This is a genomic window from Helicobacter pylori (genome assembly GCF_001998165.1).
Taxonomy (GTDB): domain Bacteria; phylum Campylobacterota; class Campylobacteria; order Campylobacterales; family Helicobacteraceae; genus Helicobacter; species Helicobacter pylori_DL.
Genome location: NZ_MTWR01000036.1, coordinates 1 through 17,300, shown reverse-complemented (window position 1 = coordinate 17,300; position 17,300 = coordinate 1). Strand labels below are relative to the sequence as shown.

The 17,300-nt window shown below is 38.3% G+C and carries 15 protein-coding genes and 1 pseudogene; 8 read left to right on the top strand and 8 right to left on the bottom strand.

Annotated features, from left to right (window positions below):
* The 8 genes from BZK24_RS04890 (at position 1) to BZK24_RS04860 (ending at position 7,653) form a co-directional block, all read left to right on the top strand.
* Entirely contained in the window at positions 1 to 1,056 is a 1,056-nt protein-coding gene (locus BZK24_RS04890; RefSeq protein ID WP_077656755.1) for a P-type conjugative transfer protein TrbL, read from the top strand.
* A 15-nt stretch (positions 1,057 to 1,071) separates the two neighbouring features.
* Positions 1,072 to 1,185: a hypothetical protein gene (locus tag BZK24_RS04885; RefSeq protein ID WP_001217877.1), complete on the top strand. Its 114-nt coding sequence runs from the start codon at positions 1,072 to 1,074 to the stop codon at positions 1,183 to 1,185.
* Positions 1,182 to 1,925: a VirB8 family type IV secretion system protein gene (locus tag BZK24_RS04880; RefSeq protein ID WP_077656754.1), complete on the top strand. Its 744-nt coding sequence runs from the start codon at positions 1,182 to 1,184 to the stop codon at positions 1,923 to 1,925. Before BZK24_RS04885 ends, BZK24_RS04880 begins: the two co-directional genes overlap by 4 nt.
* Positions 1,925 to 2,956: a TrbG/VirB9 family P-type conjugative transfer protein gene (locus BZK24_RS04875; protein ID WP_077656753.1), complete on the top strand. Its 1,032-nt coding sequence runs from the start codon at positions 1,925 to 1,927 to the stop codon at positions 2,954 to 2,956. Before BZK24_RS04880 ends, BZK24_RS04875 begins: the two co-directional genes overlap by 1 nt.
* Complete coding sequence (locus tag BZK24_RS04870; RefSeq protein ID WP_077656752.1) at positions 2,949 to 4,085, top strand: DNA type IV secretion system protein ComB10; 1,137 nt, start codon at positions 2,949 to 2,951, stop codon at positions 4,083 to 4,085. The genes BZK24_RS04875 and BZK24_RS04870 overlap by 8 nt, the downstream gene beginning before the upstream one ends.
* A 69-nt stretch (positions 4,086 to 4,154) precedes the next feature.
* Positions 4,155 to 5,573 carry a mannose-1-phosphate guanylyltransferase/mannose-6-phosphate isomerase gene (locus BZK24_RS09065; protein ID WP_143424384.1) on the top strand — a complete coding sequence of 473 codons (1,419 nt, stop codon included), beginning with the start codon at positions 4,155 to 4,157 and terminating at the stop codon, positions 5,571 to 5,573.
* 9 nt (positions 5,574 to 5,582) lie between these two features.
* Positions 5,583 to 6,728 (top strand): GDP-mannose 4,6-dehydratase, encoded by a 1,146-nt coding sequence (gene gmd, locus BZK24_RS09060; protein ID WP_143424383.1) that lies wholly within the window; start codon positions 5,583 to 5,585, stop codon positions 6,726 to 6,728.
* Complete coding sequence (locus BZK24_RS04860) at positions 6,721 to 7,653, top strand: GDP-L-fucose synthase family protein (protein ID WP_077656751.1); 933 nt, start codon at positions 6,721 to 6,723, stop codon at positions 7,651 to 7,653. The genes gmd and BZK24_RS04860 overlap by 8 nt, the downstream gene beginning before the upstream one ends.
* 317 nt (positions 7,654 to 7,970) lie before the next feature.
* Here the strand turns inward: BZK24_RS04860 and hypE are convergent, their stop codons facing one another.
* The 8 genes and pseudogenes from hypE to BZK24_RS04810 form a co-directional block, all read right to left on the bottom strand.
* Positions 7,971 to 8,969: a hydrogenase expression/formation protein HypE gene (gene hypE, locus BZK24_RS04845; RefSeq protein ID WP_077656750.1), complete on the bottom strand. Its 999-nt coding sequence runs from the start codon at positions 8,967 to 8,969 to the stop codon at positions 7,971 to 7,973.
* A gap of 11 nt (positions 8,970 to 8,980) precedes the next feature.
* Entirely contained in the window at positions 8,981 to 11,233 is a 2,253-nt protein-coding gene (gene hypF / locus BZK24_RS04840) for a carbamoyltransferase HypF (protein WP_171972406.1), read from the bottom strand.
* Positions 11,230 to 12,222: an agmatine deiminase family protein gene (locus BZK24_RS04835; protein WP_077656748.1), complete on the bottom strand. Its 993-nt coding sequence runs from the start codon at positions 12,220 to 12,222 to the stop codon at positions 11,230 to 11,232. The genes hypF and BZK24_RS04835 overlap by 4 nt, the downstream gene beginning before the upstream one ends.
* A gap of 51 nt (positions 12,223 to 12,273) precedes the next feature.
* Positions 12,274 to 12,972 (bottom strand): DNA-methyltransferase, encoded by a 699-nt coding sequence (locus BZK24_RS04830; RefSeq protein WP_077656747.1) that lies wholly within the window; start codon positions 12,970 to 12,972, stop codon positions 12,274 to 12,276.
* A complete protein-coding gene (locus BZK24_RS04825; RefSeq protein WP_077656746.1) occupies positions 12,969 to 14,036 on the bottom strand; it encodes a DNA cytosine methyltransferase in 1,068 nt (355 codons plus the stop codon). Before BZK24_RS04825 ends, BZK24_RS04830 begins: the two co-directional genes overlap by 4 nt.
* A complete protein-coding gene (locus BZK24_RS04820) occupies positions 14,033 to 15,265 on the bottom strand; it encodes an HNH endonuclease signature motif containing protein (RefSeq protein WP_077656745.1) in 1,233 nt (410 codons plus the stop codon). The genes BZK24_RS04825 and BZK24_RS04820 overlap by 4 nt, the downstream gene beginning before the upstream one ends.
* 146 nt (positions 15,266 to 15,411) lie before the next feature.
* Positions 15,412 to 16,638, bottom strand: coding sequence for a restriction endonuclease (locus tag BZK24_RS04815; RefSeq protein WP_077656744.1), 1,227 nt, complete (start codon positions 16,636 to 16,638; stop codon positions 15,412 to 15,414).
* Positions 16,638 to 17,285, bottom strand: a pseudogene (locus BZK24_RS04810) (DNA (cytosine-5-)-methyltransferase); the annotation flags it as partial. The pseudogene BZK24_RS04810 and the gene BZK24_RS04815, both read right to left, overlap by 1 nt.
* Positions 17,286 to 17,300 lie beyond the last annotated feature (15 nt).

Genomic DNA, 17,300 nt, shown 5'->3' with positions numbered 1-17,300 from the left:
ATGAAAAATGACGCTTATGAAATCATTCTTTCTTGGTTTATCACGCCTCTCACGGCGATTTTAGGGCGTTTCGCTGAATTTTTCCTCTACACCTTGCATGCGCAATTGGTGTTTAATAGCGCGGTCGCTTTGGCGTTCATGCTTTTTGCTTATAGGAGTTTGAAAGAACAGAATTTCTTCAGCGCTAGCACGCTTTTAGAGGCGTTATGGTTTGTGGGGTTTTTTGCGCTGTTTAACTACGCTTTGAAAAACCCTTCGCGCTTTTATGAATTGTTTCAAAACGCTATTTTTATTGCGCCTAACATGATTGCGCAAAGCCTTTCTCAAAGCTTGAGTAACTTTTCTAACCACGCGCTTTCTTTAGATTTTATCTTCAATCATGGTTTCTATGCCCTTAGTTTCATTAGCGATTTGAGCCATAATGAAATGTCCGTGTGGCTTTTTTTAAGCATTTTGCAAGCGCTTTTTTTGAGTGTGCTGTTTGCGATCATCATTTTAGTGTATTTGGAAGCGCATGTGTGGTGCTCTTTAGGGGCGCTGTTTTTAGCGTTTGGGTTTTTTAAAAACTGGAGGAGCGTTGTGATTATATGCCTTAAAAAATGCTTCGCTCTTGGGTTTTACAAGCCTTTTTTGTTGTTGGTGGGGTTTTTGAACGTGTCGGTTACTAAGGCGTTAATGGACGCTAGCATGCAAGAAAAACAAGATTTAAGCTTTTTATTGGTGGTGGCGTTATTTTTGTGTTGCGTTTTTATCATCGGCGTACCTTTTTTCATCAACGCTTTGTTTAGGGTGCAAAACAGTCTCAAAGAAACTTACAAACTCGCCACCAATTTGAGCGCTAACCTCACTCAAAGTGCTTTGCAATCTTTACAATATACCACAACCCCACCCGCTCCCTCTAGCGTTTCTACTTCTACAAGCGGTAGCGTTTCTAAAGAAAAAGAAACACATTCCCCCACATTTAAGGTAGAAACCACTCAATTAGATGTAAAAATCCCAAATTTCAAGCAAAAAAAGGTTAAAAAGGATACAATAAATACAAAAAATGAAATTTAAATAAATAGGAATTTAATGAGAATTTTTTTTGTTATTATGGGACTTGTGCTGTTTGGTTGCACCAGTAAGGTGCATGAGATGAAAAAAAGCCCTTGCACCTTGTATGAAAACAGGTTAAATCTCGCATGAGAGAAAAGCCTTTCAACAGCGAGCAATTGATCTATTTAGAAGAGCTTTTAAGCCACCAAGAAAAGCATTTAGAAAACAAGCTTTCTGGTTTTTCGGTGAATGATTTGGACATGCAAAGCGTGTTCAGACTGGAGAGGAACCGCTTGAAAATCGCTTACAAGCTCTTAGGCTTGATGAGTTTTATCGCTCTTATTTTAGCGATCGTGTTAATCAGTCTTCTACCCTTACAAAAAACCGAACACCATTTCGTGGATTTTTTAAACCAGGACAAGCATTACGCCATTATCCAAAGAGCGGATAAAAGCATTTCTAGTAATGAAGCGTTGGCTCGTTCGCTCATTGGGGCGTATGTGTTAAACCGAGAGAGCATTAACCGCATTGACGATAAATCGCGCTATGAACTGGTGCGCTTGCAAAGCAGTTCTAAGGTGTGGCAACGCTTTGAAGATTTGATTAAAACCCAAAACAGCATCTATGCACAAAGCCATTTAGAAAGAGAAGTCCATATCGTCAATATTGCGATCTATCAGCAAGACAATAACCCCATTGCGAGCGTTTCCATTGCGGCTAAACTAACGAATGAAAACAAGCTCGTGTATGAAAAGCGTTATAAGATCGTATTGAGTTATCTGTTTGACACCCCGGATTTTGATTACGCTTCCATGCCTAAAAACCCTACCGGCTTTAAAATCACTCGCTACAGCATCACTGAAATCGCGCCGACTAATAGGGGCGATTGATGCGTAAGGTTTTATATGCCCTCATGGGCTTTTTGTTGGCTTTTAGCACTTTAAGAGCCGATGATTTTTTAGAAGAAGCTAACGAAACAGCCCCGGCGAATTTAAACCACCCCATGCAGGATTTAAACGCCATTCAAGGGAGCTTTTTTGATAAAAACCGCTCCAAAATGTCCAACACTTTGAACATTGATTACTTTCAGGGGCAAACCTATAAAATCCGCTTGCGTTATGCGATGGCGACCTTATTGTTTTTTTCAAAACCCATTAGCGATTTTGTTTTAGGGGATAAGGTGGGTTTTGATGCGAAAATCTTAGAGAGTAACGATCGCATTTTGCTCATCAAGCCTTTACAAATCGGCGTGGATTCTAATATCAGTGTGATAGATAGTGAGGGTAAGATTTTTTCTTTCTATGTGTTTTCTACCACTTTCACCAGCTCCAAACACCCTAATTTACAGGTTTTCATAGAAGATAAAAACTATTATTCTAACGCTTTTATCAAGCCCCAAAAAGAAAATAAAGAAAAAGAAAATAAAGAAAATAAAGAAAAAGAAAATAAAGAAAATAAAGAAAATAAAGAAAATACCCTTGAAAACGCTCCCACAAACAACAAACCCTTAAAAGAAGAAAAAGAAGAAGCCAAAGAAAAAGAAGAAGAGACTATAATTATTGGCGATAACACTAATGCGATGAAAATTATTAAAAAAGACATCCAAAAAGGCTATAAGGCTTTAAAAAGCTCTCAAAGGAAATGGTATTGTTTAGGGATTTGTTCTAAAAAATCCAAGCTCTCTTTGATGCCTAAAGAAATCTTTAACGACAAGCAATTCACTTATTTCAAATTTGACAAAAGATTAGCGCTCTCTAAATTCCCGGTGATTTATAAAGTCGTTGATGGCTATGATAACCCGGTGAATACTAGGATTGTAGGCGATTACATTATCGCTGAAGACGTTTCTACTAAATGGACTTTAAGGTTGGGCAAGGACTATTTGTGCATCCGTTTTGTCAAAAAGGCTAAAGATGAATAAGTGGCTTAAGGGGGCGATTGTTTTTGTAGGGGGTTTTGCAACGATTACAACCATTTCTTTAGTCTATCATCAAAAGCCAAAAGCCCCCTTAAATAACCAGCCTAGCCTTTTAAATGACGATGAGGTGAAATACCCCTTACAAGACTACACCTTCACTCAAAGCCCACAGCCAACCAACACAGAAAGCTCCAAAGACGCTACCATCAAAGCCTTACAAGAACAGCTTAAAGCCGCTTTAAAAGCCCTAAACTCCAAAGAAATGAATTATTCTAAAGAAGAAACTTTTAAGAACCCTCCCATGGATTTAAAAGCAAACACAACCCCCCCTAAAAAAGATTTTTCTCTAAAGCAATTAGATTTACTAGCCGCTCGCATCACCCCTTTCAAACAAGGCCCTAAAAATTACGAAGAAAACCTGATTTTCCCCATGGATAACCCTAAGGGCATTGATGGTTTCACTAACCTTAAAGAAAAAGACACCGCCACTAATGAAAACAAGCTTTTACGCACCATTACAGCGGATAAAATGATACCCGCTTTTTTGATCACGCCCATTTCTAGCCAGATCGCTGGTAAAGTGATTGCGCAAGTGGAAAGCGATATTTTCGCTCACATGGGCAAAGCCGTCTTAATCCCCAAAGGCTCTAAAGTCATAGGCTATTACAGTAACAATAACAAAATGGGCGAATACCGCTTGGATATTGTATGGAGTCGCATCATCACTCCCCATGGCATCAATATCATGCTCACTAACGCTAAAGGGGCGGACATTAAAGGCTATAACGGCTTAGTGGGGGAATTGATTGAAAGGAATTTCCAGCGCTATGGCGTGCCGTTACTGCTTTCTACGCTCACTAACGGCCTATTGATTGGGATCACTTCAGCTTTAAATAACAGGGGCAATAAAGAAGGAGCCACCAATTTCTTTGGGGATTATCTTTTAATGCAGTTGATGAGGCAAAGCGGCATGGGGATCAATCAAGTGGTCAATCAAATTTTAAGAGACAAGAGCAAAATCGCTCCCATTGTGGTGATTAGAGAGGGGAGTAGGGTATTCATTTCGCCCAATACTGACATCTTTTTCCCTATACCCAGAGAGAATGAAGTCATCGCTGAGTTTTTGAAGTGACTCAAAAATGCCCAATTAAAAACGCTATAATAACCCTAAAAAACAAAAGAGAGCCTAACAAGAAAACCCATGAAAATTAAAAATATCTTACTGAGTGGGGGGAGCGGCAAACGCTTATGGCCTTTAAGCCGTAGCCTATACCCTAAGCAATTTTTAAAGCTTTTTGATCATAAAAGCTTGTTTGAGTTGAGTTTTAAAAGAAACGCTTCCTTAGTAGATGAAACGCTCATCGTGTGCAATGAAAAGCATTATTTTTTAGCCCTAGAAGAAATAAAAAACGAAATCCAAAACAAGAGCGTGGGTTTTTTATTAGAGAGCTTGAGTAAAAACACCGCTAACGCCATTAGTTTGAGCGCTTTAATGAGCGAGAGGGAAGATTTACTCATCGTTACGCCAAGCGATCATCTGATTAAAGATCTTCAAGCGTATGAAAATGCGATAAAAAAAGCGATTAATTTAGCCCAAAAAGGTTTTTTAGTCACTTTTGGGGTGAGTATTGACAAGCCCAACACGGAGTTTGGGTATATTGAAAGCCCTAACGCTTTAGATGTCAAGCGATTCATTGAAAAGCCAAGCCTAGAAAAAGCGATAGAGTTTCAAAAAAGCGGGGGTTTTTATTTCAATAGCGGCATGTTTGTTTTCCAAGCGGGCGTTTTTTTAGACGAACTAAAAAAGCATGCCCCTACTATTTTAAAGGGGTGCGAAAGAGCGTTTGAATCGTTAGAAAACACGTATTTTTTTGAACAAAAGATCGCGTGTTTGAGCGAAAAGAGCATGCAAGATTTAGAAGATGTGAGCGTGGATATTGCTTTAATGCAGCAAAGCCACAAAATCAAAATGGTAGGATTAAACGCCAAGTGGAGCGATTTAGGGAATTTTAACGCTCTTTTTGAAGAAGCGGCTAACGGCACTAAAGAAAATGTCAGCCTGAATCAAACGCCTGTTTTTGCCAAAGAGAGCGAGAATAATTTAGTGTTTTCTCATAAAGTGAGCGCTCTTTTAGGCGTTGAGGATTTAGCGATCATTGACACTAAAGACGCTCTTTTAATCGCTCATAAAGACAAAGCTAAGGATTTAAAAGCCCTAGTGAGCGAGATAGAAACGCATAATCAAGAATTGTTGCAAACGCACACTAAAGTGTATCGCCCTTGGGGGAGCTATGAAGTCTTGCATGAGAGCGGTTGTTACAAGGTTAAGATTTTAGAAGTCAAACCTAACGCAAGGCTTTCTTTACAAAAGCATTTCCACAGGAGCGAACACTGGGTGGTGATTAGCGGGATGGCGAGCGTGGAATTGGATCATAAAATGTTTGAATTGCAAGCTAATGAGTCCACTTATATCCCTAAAAACACCCTACACCGCCTGGCTAATTACGGCAAAATCCCTTTGATCATCATAGAGGTCCAAGTGGGCGAGTATGTCGGTGAAGACGATATTGTAAGGGTTGATGATGATTTTAACAGACAAAATCAAAAAAATTTAATATAAGGAACAATAATGAAAGAAAAAATCGCTTTGATCACCGGGGTTACCGGGCAAGACGGGAGCTATCTGGCTGAATACTTGCTGAATTTGGGCTATGAAGTGCATGGGTTAAAAAGGCGCTCTTCTAGCATCAACACTTCTAGGATCGATCATTTGTATGAAGATTTGCATAGCGATCATAAAAGGCGTTTTTTCTTGCACTATGGGGATATGACCGATAGCTCTAACCTTATCCATTTAATCGCTACCACTAAGCCTACAGAAATTTATAATCTAGCCGCTCAAAGCCATGTGAAAGTCTCTTTTGAAACCCCAGAATACACCGCTAACGCTGATGGTATTGGCACGCTAAGGATTTTAGAGGCCATGCGGATTTTAGGCTTAGAAAATAAAACGCGCTTTTATCAAGCCAGTACGAGCGAATTGTATGGCGAAGTTTTAGAAACCCCACAAAACGAAAACACCCCCTTTAACCCACGAAGCCCCTATGCGGTCGCTAAAATGTATGCCTTTTACATCACTAAAAATTACAGAGAAGCTTATAATTTGTTTGCGGTTAATGGCATCCTTTTTAACCATGAGAGCAGGGTAAGGGGCGAAACTTTTGTAACCCGCAAAATCACACGAGCCGCTAGCGCGATAGCGTATAACTTAACGGATTGCTTGTATTTAGGGAATTTAGACGCTAAAAGAGACTGGGGGCATGCCAAAGATTACGTGAAAATGATGCATTTAATGCTCCAAGCACCCATCCCCCAAGATTATGTGATCGCTACAGGGAAGACCACAAGCGTGCGCGATTTTGTGAAAATGAGCTTTGGATTTATCGGTATTGATCTAGAATTTCAAAATACAGGGATTAAAGAAATCGGTTTGATTAAAAGCATTGATGAAAAAAGAGCGAACGCTTTACAATTAAACTTAAGCCATTTAAAAGCAGGCAAAATCGTGGTGCGTATAGACGAGCGCTATTTCAGGCCTACTGAAGTGGATTTGCTCTTAGGCGATCCCACTAAGGCTGAAAAAGAGCTGGGCTGGGTTAGGGAATACGATTTAAAAGAGTTGGTTAAGGACATGTTAGAATACGATTTAAAAGAATGCCAGAAAAACCTTTACTTGCAAGATGGGGGCTATACTTTAAGGAATTTTTATGAATGAGATCATTTTAATCACCGGCGCTTATGGCATGGTGGGGCAGAACACGGCGTTGTATTTTAAAAAAAACAAGCCTGATGTTACTTTACTCACCCCTAAAAAGAGCGAATTGTATTTATTGGATAAAGACAATGTCCAAGCTTATTTGAAAGAATACAAACCTACAGGCATTATCCATTGCGCCGGGAGAGTAGGGGGCATTGTGGCGAACATGAACGATCTTTCAACTTACATGGTTGAGAATTTACTCATGGGCTTGTACCTTTTTTCTAGCGCTTTGGATTTGGGCATCAAAAAAGCCATTAATCTAGCGAGCTCTTGCGCTTATCCTAAATACGCCCCTAACCCTTTAAAAGAGAGCGATTTATTGAACGGCTCTTTAGAGCCAACGAATGAAGGCTACGCTTTAGCCAAACTCTCTGTGATGAAGTATTGCGAATACGTGAGCGCTGAAAAGGGCGTTTTTTATAAAACTCTAGTGCCTTGCAACCTTTATGGCGAGTTTGACAAGTTTGAAGAAAAGATAGCGCACATGATACCAGGGCTTATTGCTAGGATGCACACCGCTAAATTAAAAAATGAAAAAAATTTTGCGATGTGGGGCGATGGCACGGCCAGAAGAGAGTATTTAAACGCTAAAGATTTAGCGAAATTCATCGCTCTCGCTTATGAGGATATCGCTCAAATGCCTAGCGTGATGAATGTCGGCTCTGGCGTGGATTACAGCATTGAAGAGTATTATGAAATGGTCGCTCAGGTTTTAGACTATAAGGGCGTGTTTGTGAAAGACTTATCCAAACCAGTGGGCATGCAACAAAAGCTTATGGATATTTCCAAACAAAAGGCTTTAAAATGGGAGTTAGAAATCCCTTTAGAGCAAGGCATCAAAGAAGCTTATGAGTATTATTTGAAGCTTTTAGAGGTTTGATCTAAAATCAAGGCTCTTATAGAGCTATAAAAACGCTCCGCCATTAGGCGTTAGGCTAGCGATTTTACGATATTGTGCTTACATTCGCTTCAAACAAACTTGAGCCATTAAAAAGGGGCTTGGTCGCTTCACTCTCAATCTCAAGCGTTTTTTTATCATCAATATCAAGCTCGCTTTTTTTGTAACACCAACTATTAAAACGCTCTCTTATTGTAAGTTTTCTCTCAAATAGCTTGAGTGTAGCAGATTTAGACTTAGGCGATCTCTAAAAAATTTTAGAGGGCAAAGGCGGTAGGGTTTTAAAAAGCACCTTGGTTTTAACAAATCCTAGGCAATAATTCGCCCTCTGGCGTCTCTAAAATCCTTTCAAAACCCCATGCGTTCTTTAAAACCACGCTAGGATAAGGGTTTTCAAACACCCCGCCGATCACGCAAGCGTTTTTCGCTTTCTCATTACTTTTTAAAATTTCTAAGGCTTTAGGGGCGTCTTTTTGATTGAGCGCTAACACAAACACCCCCTCATTAGCTAGCGTGTAGGGTTCTAGACCTAAAATCTCGCAAATCCCTTTAGTTTCTTCTTTTAAGGGGATTTTTTCTTCTTCTATAACGATTTTCACTCTGGAGCTGTTCGCCCATTCGTTCAGCACGCTCGCTAACCCGCCCCTAGTCGCATCTCTTAAAGCATCAATTTTGAGATCGCTTAAAAATAGGGGTTTTAATAAAGGATAGAGCAATTGGCAATCGCTTTCTAGATTCGTTTTAAGCTTGATTTCATGACGCATCGCAAACAAGCTTGCCCCATGATTGGCGATCGTGTCGCTTAGGATAATGGCTTGCCCTTGCTTTAAATGGCGCGAAGAAATCCCTGGCTTGATGATTTTACCTATACAGGTTGTGTTGATAAAAAGCTTATCCACGCTCCCCTTTGGCACGACTTTAGTGTCTAGGGAGAGGAGTTTTAAGTTGGCTTTAAACAATTCTTTTTGTATGGATTGTAAAATTTGCTTTAAAAGAGGGATTTCTAAGCCTTCTTCTAAAATAAAACCCATATTCAAAAACAAAGGTTCGCCCCCTTGCACGCTCACGTCATTCGCGCTCCCGCAAACGCAAAGCTTGCCTATATCGCCCCCATTAAAAATTAAGGGCGTGATGACAAAACTATCCGTGCTCACGCAATATTCCCCACTAGCTTTAAATTTAGGGGCGTCTTCATCAAACGCAATAATCCATTCTTTTAAATAGAGCATAAAGACCCGCTCAATCAAAGCGTTTGTTTCTTTTCCTCCGTTCCCGCATGCTAGAGTTACGCTATCCATTTTTATCCTTTTTATCCTTTTTTGATGATTGTAGGGTTGAAATACGCCATTAAGGCTTGACCGATAGGGATACTGCTGTCATTAGGGGGGAAATGCTTGTGGAAAAAATACTCCCTTTGAAGCTTTTTGAATCGCTTGGCTAATTGTTCGCACAACAATTGGTTGCAAAACACGCCCCCACTGCACACCACCACATGCTCTTTAAAAGGCGCAATCAAAGCGGTAATGATTTCTACTAGGCTGTTAAAAAATTTCTTAGCGATGCGTTCAGGCTCTAAAACGCCCAAATCCTTTTCAAACGCTTGATAGAATTCCTTCAAATGCACCACGCTGTTTTTGATTGTAAAAGGGTAAAAAGCACTCTCATCGCTTTGTAGGGCTAGATTTTCTAAAACCTGCCCGCTCTCTGCTTCAAAACTAATCGTTCCCACTAAATCCAAACTAAACGCCACTATATCAAACAAACGCCCTATGGAATTGGTAGCGACGCTTTGAATTTTTTTGTCATGCATTTGTTTAAAAATTTCTAATTCGTCTTCTTTAAAATGTTTTTGAACGTGCTCTAAAAGCTTGTTGAGTTGGTGTTTTAAAGCGATCTCTAAAACCAAGCGTTTAGGCTCTTTGATCGCTTTTTGCCCCCCTAAAAGCCAAAATTCTTCAAACCTAGCCACTTCTTCAATGTATTCAAAATCCCCCACAAAACACTCCGCCCCATAAATCTTATTTTCGTAAGCCCCACTCCCGTCCCAAACAATACCTATAAAGGGGTGGTTTAAATGCGGATCTTGTAACAATGCGTCTAAGACGCTCGCTAAAAAGTGGGCATGGTGGTGCTGGACTTGCAATAAGGGCGTATTAAATTCAAAAGCCATTTGAGTGGTGGTGTAGTTTTGATGCTTGTCGCAAGCTAAGAGCGTGGGTTTGAAATCATAGGTTTTTAAGAAAAAATTCAAGGTTTCTTTAAAGTGTTTTTCATTTTCTAAAACGCTCAAATCCCCACAGAAAGGCGAGAGTAAAAGAATGGAAGTTTCGCTATCCAATAAGCTAAAATGCCCTTTTTGCTCCGCTCCAAGCGCTAAAATCTTTTTGGGTGAATGGTTAGAGCGTTTGGGCAAAGCAAGGTAAAGGGGGGCAAACCCTCTAGCCAAACGCATGGGGCGAATGATATTATCCACGCGCTGTGCGATACTATCATCAATCCTGTGGATGATGGCGCGATTGTGCGTGAGCTTAAAATCAAAAATAAAATGAAGCGAATCGATCTCTTTTTCATCGCTTGCTAAAGGGAGGGAGCTGAAATTCGCGCTCGTGAACACAATAGGGAAATCCAATAAATCCAATAATAGAGTATGCAAAGGGGTATAGGGCAAAATCACGCCATAAAAGGGGGAGTTTTTAGCGATATTGGGGGCTAATGGTGTATCGGGTTTTTTACGCGCTAAAAGAATGGGGGCGCTTGCAGAAATTAAGCTTTCGCATTCTAACGCGTTCAAAAACGCATGCTGTTTGGCTGTGTTCAAATCTTTAAACATGAGCGCGAAAGGCTTTAAGGGGCGGTTTTTTAAAAGCCGTAATCTTTCTATGGTTTGAAAATTCCTCGCATCGCACAAGAGAGCAAAGCCTCCCAAACCTTTAAGAGCGATGATTTTACCTTTTTGAATGTCTTTAGTGCATTCTAAAAGAGCGTCATCGTTTTTGAATCGCTTATAATTGAGCGCGATACCGCACTTTTTGCAGCTGATGCCTTGAATGTGGAAGCGCTTATTGGTAGGGTCTTGATAAATAGAAGCACAAAATTCACAGAGTTTGAAAGGTTTTAAGGCGGAGTTTTCTCTGTCATAGGGCATGGCGTTTAAAAGGCTGTATCTCGCCCCGCATTTCGCGCAAGAATTGAAAGCGTAATGAAAATAAGGGGAGTTTTTATCTCTAATTTCGTGCAAGCAATCCTTGCACACGCCTAAATCTTTAGGGATTTGACTGAGCAAATTTAAAGGGTGGTTCTTGCTTTCTAAAATCCTAAAACCATTGAAATGAAGCGCCTTATCATAAGGGCTAATAATGATTTTTTTAATCAAAGCTAAGGGGGGTAATTCTTTTTTTAGGGCGTTTAAAAAAGACTCTGTTTTGTGAGCGGGTAAGATGATCTCTAAAGCCGCTTGGGTGTTACGCACAAAGCCTACAAGCTCTAATTTTTGAGCCAGGGTATAAACAAAAGGGCGCATGCCCACGCCTTGAACCACGCCAAAAAGCGTGATTTTATTCAATAAAGTTGCATCGTTACACAATGCAAACTCCCATGCTGTTTGATTAAAGTGTTGCAATCAACCCCTACCACTTCTAAGGGCGTGTGTTGTTTTAAGGTTTCTAAAATGAGCGCGTCTTTAGGGTCGTTGTAAGTGGGGACGATTAAAGCGTTATTGCACAATAAAAAATTCACATAAGTCGCCGGCAAGCGTTGTTGGTTTTCATCATAAATGGCTTTAGGGATTTCTAGAGGAATGAGTTTATAAGGCGTTCCGTCTAGTTTTTTAAAGATTTTTAATTCTTCTTGCATTTTTTTTAAGGCTGTGTAATGCTCATCGTTTTCATCCTCGCATGCGCTATAAACAATGGTGTCTTTATCTAAAAAGCGAGCGAGCGTGTCGGTATGGCTATCCGTATCATCGCCTTTGAGATAGCCATAAGAATACCACAGCACCTGTTTAGCCCCTAATTCCTTTTTAAGCATGTTTTCTATCTCATTTTGATTCAAATGGGGGTTACGATTTTTTTCTAGCAGGCATTGGGTGTTGGTTAAAATACTCCCAGCCCCATCGCTTTCTACGCTCCCGCCCTCTAAAATATAGGGCATCGTTTTTAAAGGGTGTTTTAAAAACCCTAAACTTTTGAGTTTGAAATTCACTAAATTGTCTAAATTGGACGGGTATTTTAACCCCCAACCATTAAAGCCAAAATCCAAGCACTCTAAAACGCCCTGATTTTCAATACTGATCGCTCCAAAATCCCTAGCCCATGTGTCGTTAGTGTCGACCTTTGCGATCTCTACACCGGGTAAGTTTTTAAGCATTTCATAGCCGATAGTATCGTTATTATGGACGCACACTAGCACTTTAGCGTGTTGGGCTATGGTTTGAATGATGTTTAAAAAACTTTCCCTAGCCTCTTTGATGCAATACGCCCAGTCGCTAAACTCATGGGGGAACGCCATTAGAATCGCTTGGATTTTTTCAAACTCCGCTAACATTCTTTTCATTCAAAATATCCTTTTAAACAACTATAACACAATCTCATTCAAATAGCGTTTTTAAAACAGATTCAAACGCTTTTTGGCGGTTTGAAAATATTCTTTTTCTGATTCTATGCCGATAAAATTTCGTTCTAAATTTTTGCACGCTAAGCCGGTGGTGCCGCTCCCCATGAAAGGATCTAGAACGATGTCATTAGGGTTTGTGTGGATGGAAATGATTTTTTCCATTAAGGCTAGGCTTTTTTGCGTGGGGTGTTTGGTCTTTTCAAGCCCGCTCACCACAGGGCTTTTTAAAATCAAAGGCCGTAAGTATTTTTCATTTTCAGGTTTGTTAAACACCCACTTAGCTTTCTTTTTAACCGCCCACAGGGCAAATTCCGTGTCTTGGACATAGCGCCGGTGGATGTTTCTTGGCATGGGATTATTTTTAACCCATTGGATAAAGTCTTTGACTACAAAGCCGTTTTCTTCTAAAAAATCAGCGATATAGCTTATAAACCTGTAAGAGCAAAAAATCACCATGCAGCCGTTTGGATTGATTAGGGGGGCGTAGCGCTTGATCCATTCTAAAAGCTTGAAATTTTTATCCCATTCCCCAAAGTCTATACCTTGTCTTTTAGCGCTCTTTAGGGTGGAAAAATTGTTTTTAACCGAAATGTTGTAAGGAGGATCCGTGATGATCGCATCCACTTTTAAATTCTGCTGGTGAAAATCTTTGATGATTTCAAAAGCGTTAGCGTGATAAATTTGTATCATTTTCTTAAGCTTTTTAAGATCGCTTTGCCTAAGGCTAGGGCTAGAAGAGGAGGCACAGCGTTACCGATTTGCTTACAAACGCTCGTTTTATTGCCATAAAAGATATAATTATCGCTAAAACTTTGTATCCTGGCCGCTTCTCTGGGCGTGATAGAGCGGTGCAATTCGGGGTGGGAGTTGGTGCCGTTGCTGGGAGTGTCAAATCGTGTGTCTATGGTGGGGCTGATTTTATTCCAATTTAAGCGCCCCCATGTGCTTTTGAATTGCTGTTTGCCATGCAAGTTTTTAGGCAAGCATTCTTTGCCCTGCTCTTTGTTAATGAGCTTTAATTTCTCTAAAGCGGCTTGCGAGTGGTTGGTGGCTTGATGGTTGTATAATTTGGGGCTATCTTTTCGCATTAAAGCCTGATAGCTTGATTGGATAGGGTTTAAATAATCGCTCTCAAACGCCCCCTCATTAGAACAAAGATAAGCTAAATCGCTTATGGCATCTTGAATATTCACGCTTTGAGAAGGCTCTAAAAGATTGAAATCAAAACTAAAACGACTAGCCCCTACAATAAAAGCCCTCTCTCTGTTTTGAGGCACGCCATAATCTTTAGCGTTTAGGATTTGATAGCTTAATTGATACCCTAAAGCGTTCAACCTTTCTTTAATTTCTTCTAAAAAATAGCCTTTAGCGCAAGAGATTATGTTTTTCACATTCTCAATGATAAAAATTTCTGGCTTTATGGCTTTGACTATTTCTATATATTCTAAGAATAAAAAATTCCTAGGGTCTTTTAGCCCTAAATTTTTCCCTTTATTAGAAAAGCCTTGACAGGGAGGTCCGCCAATGATCATGTTGATTTCTAATGTTTGGGCTAGTTTGATGACTTTTTCTTTAATTTCAGCTTGAGTGATGTCCCCACAAACACCTATAGCGTTTTTATGGTTGTTTTCAAAAGTGATTAGGGCTTGTTTATCGCAATCTAGCCCTATTAAAGTGTCAAACTCTTTTAAATACTCTAACCCAGTGCTAAAACCCCCAGCCCCACAAAATAAATCTAAAATTTTATAACTCATTTCAAGCTTTCACAAATACGATTAACAAGCGTTGGAAAATCATCGGTTTCAAAACGCAATTGCGCGAACTCTAAATTGTCTTTATTGCGATTGAGAATATTTCTAATCAAGCGTTTTTGAAACCCTTCTGCGCTAGCCCCCTTTTTTAAAGCCCTATGACAAGTAGGGCAAAGTTTAGCGAGATTTTCTAAAACATCTAATTCTTTATTTTTGCCTAAAGAAATCACATGGTGTATTTCAGTATAGTAGGAATCAGATCTTTGAGTGATTTGATATAAAGGTAAAGAAAGAAAACTTCTTTCTTTAATGTCATAATCATCACAGCATGCACTGCAAACATTAGGCGTTGAAATACGATAAAAATTGATGATTTTGCTATCTCGTCTAAATTCCTCACTCTTTTGAATCCATCCTAACTGTTCCCTTAATCTTTCAATGCTTTTATCATCTAAATCCTGTTGATAAATATTTTTCAAATAAAAATGAGCGCGTTCTGTAAAGCCATTACCATGATACTTTGTTGTTGGCGGATAGTTTAATTTATAATAAATACCATCATAAATAAGGGTAGTTTTAAAAACATGATGAGCGATTCGCACTTTATAGGGGTTAAACAGACCGATATGGTATAAATACCAATCCAAATAAATCCTGAATTGAGCGTTTCGTTGGTTAATGCCTTGCACATGTTCATGCTGTAATTCCCTAAAATTAAAATTCAGCGCTTCGCTAGGGATATTGAAAAAATCAATTAAATAATGGAACTTGTTAAATTCTAAAGGGCTATGAAAGAAGTAATCTAAAGTTAAAAAATTTCGTTGCGTATCAATGCTGCCCCTGCTTTCAAAAAAACCGCTTAAAAAGCGTTTTTGATTGAGAGTCATTAAATTCATTAAATTAGAGCGGTTAAAAAAGTCGTTGTCTATGAGCGAGTTTAAGAGTTTCTTGTAGAAAGCGTTTTCGTCTAAATGCAAGTCGTTTTCTAAAATAAAAACAAAAGTTCCTTTGATTTTTGTAACGCTCTCTTGATTGGATTGCCAAATTGGATGCACGCTTAAAGTATTGAGAGCGTTTAAAACCTGCACTTTGCTTTCTTCATAGCCATGGACAAATTTTGAAGACTTGTAAGAACACACCCCATAAATACAACCATTTTTGATTTGAAAACGGCTCAACAACACCCCTAAATTAAAAGGGTCAATAGCGTTTAAAAAGCAAGAAACAAGCAACAATAACCTTTCATTTTTTTAAAGGATTATAAAATAACGCTCATTAGTTTTTGTTTAAAGGTTTTAGAATGCTACTAACAAAGCATGGCTTAAGAAAGACTAAGATAAGTCAAGCGGGTTTTTATAGCCAGTTTCAATAAAACTTATTAAAATTTTAGCTTGAAAGCTCTTAAATCGTTTTTATCTAGCAAGTATGACCAACTTGGATCTTTGCTCTTGTTAAAATCAAAATAAAAAGCATCTATTGCTTCTAATAATTCCCATTCGTTCTTGACTTGAGAAAAGATAGTTGTTTTAAGACCCATATTCAACACAACAATATAATCGTTCCAATCATATACGCCTTGAGTGTCATTAAAAATTATATTTGTTTTAGCTAATAAACAGATATATTGAAAACCTTTATCAATCAGGCGGGTTTGATTATTAGGGTGGGCGTAAATAAAATGCTGATTAGGCGTGAGTGCGATAAGATTTTCTATATAATCAGCAATAAGAGGAAAGTCTTGAATAGGGAAAATATGGTGTATTTGTGTGGCTTGCGCTGTTTCATTTTCTCCTTTCACTTCAGAAAGAGAATGATTGAATTTATCATTATATTGTTTCACCACTTTCTTAGCTTTTGAAATAAGATAGTTAGAATTAGCAATCCTTTTAGAGTTTATAAGATCGTATTCTTGTCTGGTGATATTTTTATCTTTTCCTATATCTCGCCAATTGATACGATTGTAATTAAGCTCATCTTTTGTAATTATAGTGTTGGATAAAAACCCTTTTCTTGTGCCTTTTTTACCATAATAAAAAGCTAAAGGATTGATAATTTTAGTAAAAATCCTAAAACATTCCGTAGTGTTTTTGATTGCTGTGTTATTGATAGTAAAATGAGTGAAACCATCTTTTAGTTGTTTAAAACTTTCTGTGTCTTGTTTTTGTAAAAAGTTGTCAAATATAGGATCAATCCCATTATCCATTAATACCTTTTGAATGTATAAAATAAGGAATTTTAAAGCGTTTGTTTCTCTTTGCATGAGATATTCTAATAGCTCTATGTTTTGTATGGTATAAATATTTCTATTGCCAGTTTTTGTTTCAAATAAAATACCGCTATAGGCTAGTAATTTAATAGGCTGAGAAAAAAACTTATCGTATTCATGCATGGAAAAGTCAGAATTTAAATCAGGTTTAGAAAAAATCATTTTAACATTTTCATTGGTGTAAGGGCTATCCCAAATATCCCTAATAGAAAATGATTTTTCAATATTATATTGCGTAAATTCTAAAATACAATTTTGATCTATCCATCGCGCGTTTTGTGTTTTTCTAATATCATAATTTCTAAGTTTTAAAAAATCAATAATTTGCTGTTCTTTCATTAGCTATCCTTTAAAATCCCAAACCAAAAGCAACTCATGCTATCAATATTTAAGGTGCGCGTTTGATAATTCCTAGCGATTTTATAAAAATCTCTAAATTCAATGCTAGAGATATAATCGCATTGTTTCTTGCTTAAAGATATAGGGTTTTTAGGGATTAAAATAGCCACAGATCCATTAACCACATAGCCTTTTTCTTTTTTTAAAATCCTTGGTTTATAGGTCATGTTGGGGGTTAAATAGACATCATCTCTGTTTAAAAATGAAGCTATCTTGAACGGATTTAAAACCTCTTCTTGAATGTAGCTATCGTAATTTTCAATGCTAATAATCTTCCCGTTTTCATCAATATTGCGAGATTTAATCACACGAATACCATTTTTAACTAACACAGAATTAGTGATTTGTCTGTCTCTAAACACTTCAAAAAGACCAAACTGCATGGAATGAAACACCTTATCAAAAAAAGCGTTACGATAGATAACCCAATAGGGTAATTGTTTGTCAAAAATATAGCTTAGCTTTTGCTTGATGCTTAGATTTAGGGGTAACGAACGTGCTAAAACTTCTTTTGATTTTTGTGTAACAATAGCAATTGTTTCTACTAAAACACCCTTAAAACCAAGCTCACCAAAATCTAAAATCGCTGTTCCTTAAAACAT